Annotated in this window: 6 protein-coding genes and 1 tRNA gene; 2 read left to right on the top strand and 5 right to left on the bottom strand. The window is 59.9% G+C overall.

Annotated features, from left to right (window positions below; all coding sequences use genetic code 11):
* Positions 1–170 precede the first annotated feature (170 nt).
* From HUN39_RS18710 to HUN39_RS18700, 3 genes are all read right to left on the bottom strand, one after another.
* Positions 171–260: transfer RNA gene (locus HUN39_RS18710), tRNA-Ser, on the bottom strand.
* A 193-nt stretch (positions 261–453) separates the two neighbouring features.
* On the bottom strand, positions 454–726 hold the full coding sequence (locus tag HUN39_RS18705) for a hypothetical protein (protein ID WP_232366221.1): 273 nt from the start codon (positions 724–726) through the stop codon (positions 454–456).
* A 30-nt stretch (positions 727–756) separates the two neighbouring features.
* Positions 757–1,353, bottom strand: a complete 597-nt coding sequence (locus HUN39_RS18700; RefSeq protein ID WP_175095939.1) for an arylesterase — start codon at positions 1,351–1,353, stop codon at positions 757–759.
* Between the two features lie 912 nt (positions 1,354–2,265).
* Between HUN39_RS18700 and HUN39_RS18695 the strand changes: the two genes are divergently transcribed.
* Positions 2,266–2,538 carry a YccJ family protein gene (locus HUN39_RS18695; protein ID WP_175095938.1) on the top strand — a complete coding sequence of 91 codons (273 nt, stop codon included), beginning with the start codon at positions 2,266–2,268 and terminating at the stop codon, positions 2,536–2,538.
* Positions 2,539–2,658: 120 nt separating this feature from the next.
* Here HUN39_RS18695 and HUN39_RS18690 read toward each other — a convergent pair whose 3' ends face one another.
* Entirely contained in the window at positions 2,659–3,477 is an 819-nt protein-coding gene (locus HUN39_RS18690) for a hypothetical protein (RefSeq protein WP_175095937.1), read from the bottom strand.
* 1,117 nt (positions 3,478–4,594) lie between these two features.
* On the opposite strand from HUN39_RS18690, the gene HUN39_RS18685 reads away from it, so the two are divergent.
* Complete coding sequence (locus HUN39_RS18685) at positions 4,595–4,930, top strand: hypothetical protein (protein ID WP_175095936.1); 336 nt, start codon at positions 4,595–4,597, stop codon at positions 4,928–4,930.
* Between the two features lie 49 nt (positions 4,931–4,979).
* Here HUN39_RS18685 and HUN39_RS18680 read toward each other — a convergent pair whose 3' ends face one another.
* A complete protein-coding gene (locus HUN39_RS18680) occupies positions 4,980–5,774 on the bottom strand; it encodes a phytanoyl-CoA dioxygenase family protein (protein WP_175095940.1) in 795 nt (264 codons plus the stop codon).
* Positions 5,775–5,833: the final 59 nt, after the last annotated feature.

The raw sequence follows: 5,833 nt of genomic DNA, 5'->3' as shown, positions 1-5,833 counted from the left end.
GCAAACACTTCTCAAGGGGGTCAATTTTGGACGCCGATCCCTCGGCTTAGGGGGTCAAAATTGCACGCCTAAACACAGGCGAAGTGCGGATTATCGGATCGAAGACCCGGTTGCTTCAGACTTTGCTGGGAAAACCGGGCGTAAACTCAGTGCCCACTCAGGGACTGATGTGGCGGAGACGGTGGGATTCGAACCCACGATAGGGTTTCCCCTATAACGATTTAGCAAACCGTCGCCTTCAGCCTCTCGGCCACGTCTCCATGCGTCCGCATAATAAGGCGGTGCGCGAAAGACATATGCCAAAGGCCCGGCGCGATGGCAAGAGAACGCCTTTAGCGGCGCCGCGCCCGAGCCCTGAGGCGAAAATCACGCGCGAGGCGCCCGGCAATCACAAGCCCGAGCGCGGGGTCTTCGCCAAAGCGCGGCCGGCGTCGACGGGCAATCCGCGTCACCTCAATGAATTTGCTTGACAGCCGCGGCCATGTCGGGGACCAAACGCACGCGATAGCGGGCGTTCGCGCAGGTTAGCAGCCAGACCGGCTCGTCCGGTTTGGAAGCACGAGGGTCGCGCTTGGCGGCTTGCGGCGCGTCGCAGGGGTATCCCTGGCTTCGAATATGCGCCGCGACAATGTCCGCGGCCGTGGCCTGCGCCGACGCCGGGGAAACAAACACCGGCGTAAAGGGCAGAAGAACCGCCAGCCGAAATATCCGCATCGTCGCCTCCATCGTCCGGGCGCATCGCTGGCGCGCTCGGGGTTATCGCCGTGATAATAGCCGAGCGCCGCGACGAGAGGGCGCCGGCGAGGCGACGCGGATACTGCGCAGATTCGCCTCGATCAGCGGCGCGATGCCGGCCACCATTACTGCGGTGCCAAGCGCATTCGGGTGCTCGTTGTCGCTCTGCATGAGCGCCGGGTGGCCGTAGACTCCGGCCAGCATGAAAGTATAGAGCGGCACGCGATTGCTGTGCGCGAGAGTCGGATAGATGTTGTTGAACCCGACGATATAGTTTGGTCCGTTCTTCGGCAGCGAGAGCATGCCAGCAAGGATCACGCGCGCGCCGCGCGCCTTGCAGATGCGGATGATCGCGTCGAGATAGCGGTAGGTGACGCGCGGATCGGTATGATCCAGCATGTCGTTGGCGCCGAACTCGACGAGGACGAGATCTGGATTGTATTGCAGCGCCTGGTTAATGCGCGCGTAGCCGTCGGCGCTGGTGTCGCCGGCATTGGAGCCGTTCCACACGACAACGTCATAGCCGTCAGCGAGCAGCCGGTGTTTGAGTTGAGCCGGAAATCCCTGCGCCTCCGGAAGGTCGAAGCCAGATGTGAGGCTATCGCCGAAAATCAGCACATTGATCGCTGCGCCAAGGCTGGCGCAGCGAGAGAGGCGAGAAGGAGCGCGAGTGAGGCGACTTTCGCCAGCGAAGTGAACAGAGTTTTTGACATGCCTCAACCCCAAACGTGCCGCCTATTATCAGCTAGGGCGACGTGACGCCTGAGCCAGTTTAGCGCCCGAAGGAAAGCATCAGGTTAAGACAACTCGGCAATACGAGTTGAGTAGCCGCGCCGCGGCCTTCTTTTTCCCGCTTCCATGCGCTGGGCGCGTCGAGAGCCCCATTGCAACGGAAAGCAGCGCGGGCGTGAAGGAACGGCGCCCGATTATCCGGCTTCAAAACATCGCGCATGGGCGCCCGTTCTGAGATCCTTTAGCTGAGCGGTCACGGGGGAGCCGTTATTGAGACGAAGGCTAATGATGCCGTTGTAGAACCCAAAGCGGTAGTCAGTCTTCATGGGATATGACTGACCCGCCGCGACATAGAAGCAATAAGAACTGTATTGTGGATTAGCTCTCAAAGATATCGAGCAATGTATGGAGTAGTTCAGGGGCGCGCATTTGAGCGCTACGTCTTTCGTGGGCAGCATGAAATTATTGGCGCTCATTGCCCCTGCGAGGGCGGTCTCCCAGGTCAAACTCAAGGCTGCGCACGTCGCCGCCAACACGGATCGTTTTTGCATGTGAAGCCTCGCAGCAGATGCGGCTAAGACCGCATATAGGGCAGCGTTCACGGTCTTCCTTCACGTCATCTGAATCGCCGCGCGCGCTCCAGAATTGGATCCTGCTCCCGGCTGATATTCAGACAAGGCGCCGCTGTGCTCGATCCAGCGAAATTATTGGCGAAGATCTCTCCAGCCTGCCGCCTTCTATGCTAACATTCAACACGGCGCGCCTCGCGCCGGGCGAAACGAGCCCGAGGAGGCGACGATGAACAATCGAATATGCTCTTGCGTCCCGCCGCCGGTCGGATGGAGCGTCAACCGGCAAACCCATCCCGCAATCGCCCAGGCGATCTTTGCTCTGTGCAATGACGAGCGAACGCCGGAAGCGATTTGGGAAGCGCCAACGCCAGAAGAGTGGCGGAAGATTTCCGAGCTCGTCGTGGAATATGTCGCTGACGGCGATTTCGCCGTCGACAATGGCAAATTCGCCTGGGGACCGTTCGAAACGCTTCGCCTCTTGCCGGCGCGTCGCAACTGATTGTGAGCGCATCGAAGGCTCACACGCATTCTGTTGCGCGTGGGTTCACGTCGCACGTATCTTGGCGCGGGTGCGTTCACTCTCCCCGCCCGCGCTTCTCGGAGCTACGAGCGTCGATGATCAGTAGCGAGGAAACATCGGCGGTTCGAAGGGGCCGGGCTCAAAGCCGTAGAGTTCTCGCGCGAATTGGCGCTGACGCGGAGCCGGAGCGCGCGACTGTCCATGCGCGTTCCCCAGAATTTCTCCGCTCTCCGTGACGACCACCCAACGACCGGCGCGTTCCTGAATGGCCATCACTCGACCAACGCCCGGCACCACTTCGCCGGGCTCGACGCCGATCATGCCCCTGTCAGATTCAATAAGAGCGGCGCCGTGATAAACGTCGCGCACCCTGTAGCCGCTAACGACTTTCGGAGCCGGCGCTATCGTCTGGACGGGCGTCATGTCGACTTTGGCGTTTTCCTTCCCGGCGGCGCGCGCGACTTTGGCCTGCCCCTTTTCGGGCAAACGCGTCACGGGCGCAGCTTTCGTGGCGCCAGCAGCGGCTTGGCTTTCGACAGCGGGAGGAGGGGGGCTGGCGGGCTGCGCGCGAACACTGTCGGCCTCTTGTCGTTTCTCCACGGCGTCCAATTTCGTGCGCAGTTCCTGCACTTCATCTTGAAGGGCGGCGATCCGACGCTTCGACGCTTCGTCCAACACCGGGATCGTGACCTGCTGGGGCGCCTGCGCCTCAGCCTTTTGCACTGCCGCGTCCTTGGAACGGTCGGACGCATAAAAATGCGTGGCCGCAAGTCCAGCAAGACCGATCAACGCGGCGATCAGACCATAGCGGACCGGCCGATTGCCGCGGCGGTCGATGACGATCTCCACCGGCAGTCTTGCTGGCGGACCGTGTCTTTTCGGCTGTGGCGACTCCGGCGGAATGATGAGGTCGTGCATGCGTATAATCCCACCTTCGGTATAGGGAGGAGATTTTGTACATGCGCCTGAATCGCGGCGAAATGGCGTCGATTCTCGCGCCTCGCTGCGCCTTACACAGAGGCAGAGCGGGCAGGAGATAAGAGCGCCGCCCAGCGTGAATCGCTCAAGGATTATTTAGAGGGATATGGAGCAGGAGGCCTATCGAGTGGCCGGGGACCCGGCGAGGCCGTCATCACCGTATAGAGCCGCTCAAAGAAGCAACTCGAATCATAGGGCGCCACGCCCCTGTTGCATTCAGGCCGGGGAATATAGAGCGGAGGTTGCAGGTGATCGGAGAGGGCGATGCAGACAGGGTCTATGTACGGTTTTCCGACGCTGTCCGTGACGATCGGATGGCCGCATTGATCCAAAGGGGGCGCCGTCTCTGTGCCCGCCGGGATTGGCGGAGGAACCGCATGCTTTTGCTTTGCCTCGACTGCGCTGGAGAGCGCAACGGCTAAAATCGCAATGGCAAGGGCGCCTCTGTCGAACACAGCGCACACGCTTCGACGCTGATTTCGGCGGCGGCGTATCGCTGAGCCCGCGAGACGAGTGCTTTTCAACGAGATCCTCACGATGTTCCTCTCGAAATGCCGTGTCGGTCAGTGCGGCGTTGCCGTTCGATCCAGCCTTATAGCCGATAGCCTCCTAGCCGACACCTTCGTCGAAATCACGTCGGCGTGCAGATCCGGCGAGGGCAGCCCCTGGTGGTTTCAGGACTTGGAGTCCGGAGCGCGTCTTCCGTGTCGTCTAACCCCTTATCAACTAGGTATTTTCCACAGGTGGAGCACTGCCGCGCCGGAGGCTAGGAAGAACCGTTGATCTGAACATTGCGGCAATCACAACAGTTGCAGTGGGCTGCGGCTTGGTCTCATTGATCGGACCGAATTTCGCGGCGTATGTCTAGGGCGAGACGCTGGCCGTCTCGCCCTTCTTTTTTGCAGCGCTTTATTTGCAGCGCTTTACAGGAGCCTTCGTCGCTCGAATGAGCCGACACCTTGGCCTCGACAAAGACGTTTTGAGCGCCAAATATAAGGCGACGATCCAGCTTCTCGCGAGGAGCGTCGCGATTGTTTAAAGGCGAGCGGAGGCAGACATGCGAATAACATTGAAGTCGATCGTCACGGGCGCCCTGTGCAGCGGCTTGGTCGCGACGACCTTGTCAGCCAACGCTTGGGCAGGCCCAACCAACGTAGCGCGCTCCGAGGGCATTGAAGCGCCATCTTTAACTGATCAAATCTACTATCGGCGCTATCGGGGCGGCTATTATCGGCGTGGATATAATCCGGGCGCAGCAGCGGCTGCAGCCGCCGCCGTGGGCGTCCTCGGGGCCGCCGCAGCGGCAGGCGCTTACGCACAACAACCGTATTATTATGGTTATCCAGCCTATGGATACCCAGCTTACGGGTATCCCGACGGCTACGGATGGTAATAATCCGGCAACATTCGGCGGCGCACATCGACCCCGGATGCTGTCTAGCTTAAAACGTCAGCCCACATGCCTGACGGATAGCGATCTGAACCGGCGATGGAGACAACGCCGGGTCAAACTCACCCATCGGCAGCAGCGGCGGCTGTGCCATGAAGCGCGGTTGTTGTCCTCGGTGAGATTGCGCCGCATGGACGATGAATGGATGGCACAGGTAGACGGTGCCCGCCGCACCTGTTGCCAAATCAACATTGCAACCTTCCGTAGAGGCGTAGCCGTTCGCGGAAAGCTGCCTGAGCGTCGCGCCCACGTCGCCGTAGGGTAGCAACTCGCGCGCGATGGTCGAGTGCGACCCTTTCCGTATTTTTGTTGGCGCATCATTAGGACCAACATCCGAAAACAGAAACAGCATCAACAAAGCGCGTCCGCTACTCTTCACGTTGGCTCGCCACTCCATGAAATCCGGATTGTCGATGCCAAAGCTCACGTCCACATGCCAGCCATCGTCACCGGGAAATTCCAGTGAGGGAAATCGGATAGGAAAGGTTCCGACGCCCTTGGGGTTAAGCCAGCGGCCTTCCCCAACGAGTTGATCGTAGGCTTTGCGTAGTTGCGGTGTGTTAGCTGCTTCGATGAAGGGGGGCGAAGACTTGAACCCCACTCGAATAACGGGTTGAATCCAGTTTTCGGGTTCGTCTGGCGACAGACCTATACCGGCCCACAACTCGTCCCTAGCTTGCCTTGCAAGGTTGGTGCTGAAGGCATTTTCGATTTTGACGAAACCATCGTCAATAAAGTTCTGGACCTGACCGGAAGTCAGGCCGACATCCTTAGGGCTCGGACCCATAAAGTTGTTGGCTTGGGCGCGATGTCGTGATTCACAGCTTCCGAAAGGAAGCGCCAATG

Origin of the sequence: Methylocystis silviterrae (assembly GCF_013350005.1) — a bacterium.
Classification (GTDB): Bacteria; Pseudomonadota; Alphaproteobacteria; order Rhizobiales; family Beijerinckiaceae; genus Methylocystis; species Methylocystis silviterrae.
Note: the sequence above shows the minus strand (reverse complement) of the source record. Positions and strands in the feature narration are given on the sequence as shown.

Excerpts from the sequence above, each read along its gene's own strand:
- HUN39_RS18705 (WP_232366221.1), bottom strand. The coding sequence starts at position 726 with ATGGAGGCGACGATGCGGATATTTCGGCTGGCGGTTCTTCTGCCCTTT.
- HUN39_RS18695 (WP_175095938.1), top strand. The coding sequence starts at position 2,266 with ATGAACAATCGAATATGCTCTTGCGTCCCGCCGCCGGTCGGATGGAGC.
- HUN39_RS18690 (WP_175095937.1), bottom strand. The coding sequence starts at position 3,477 with ATGCACGACCTCATCATTCCGCCGGAGTCGCCACAGCCGAAAAGACAC.
- HUN39_RS18685 (WP_175095936.1), top strand. The coding sequence starts at position 4,595 with ATGCGAATAACATTGAAGTCGATCGTCACGGGCGCCCTGTGCAGCGGC.
- HUN39_RS18680 (WP_175095940.1), bottom strand. The coding sequence starts at position 5,774 with ATGGGTCCGAGCCCTAAGGATGTCGGCCTGACTTCCGGTCAGGTCCAG.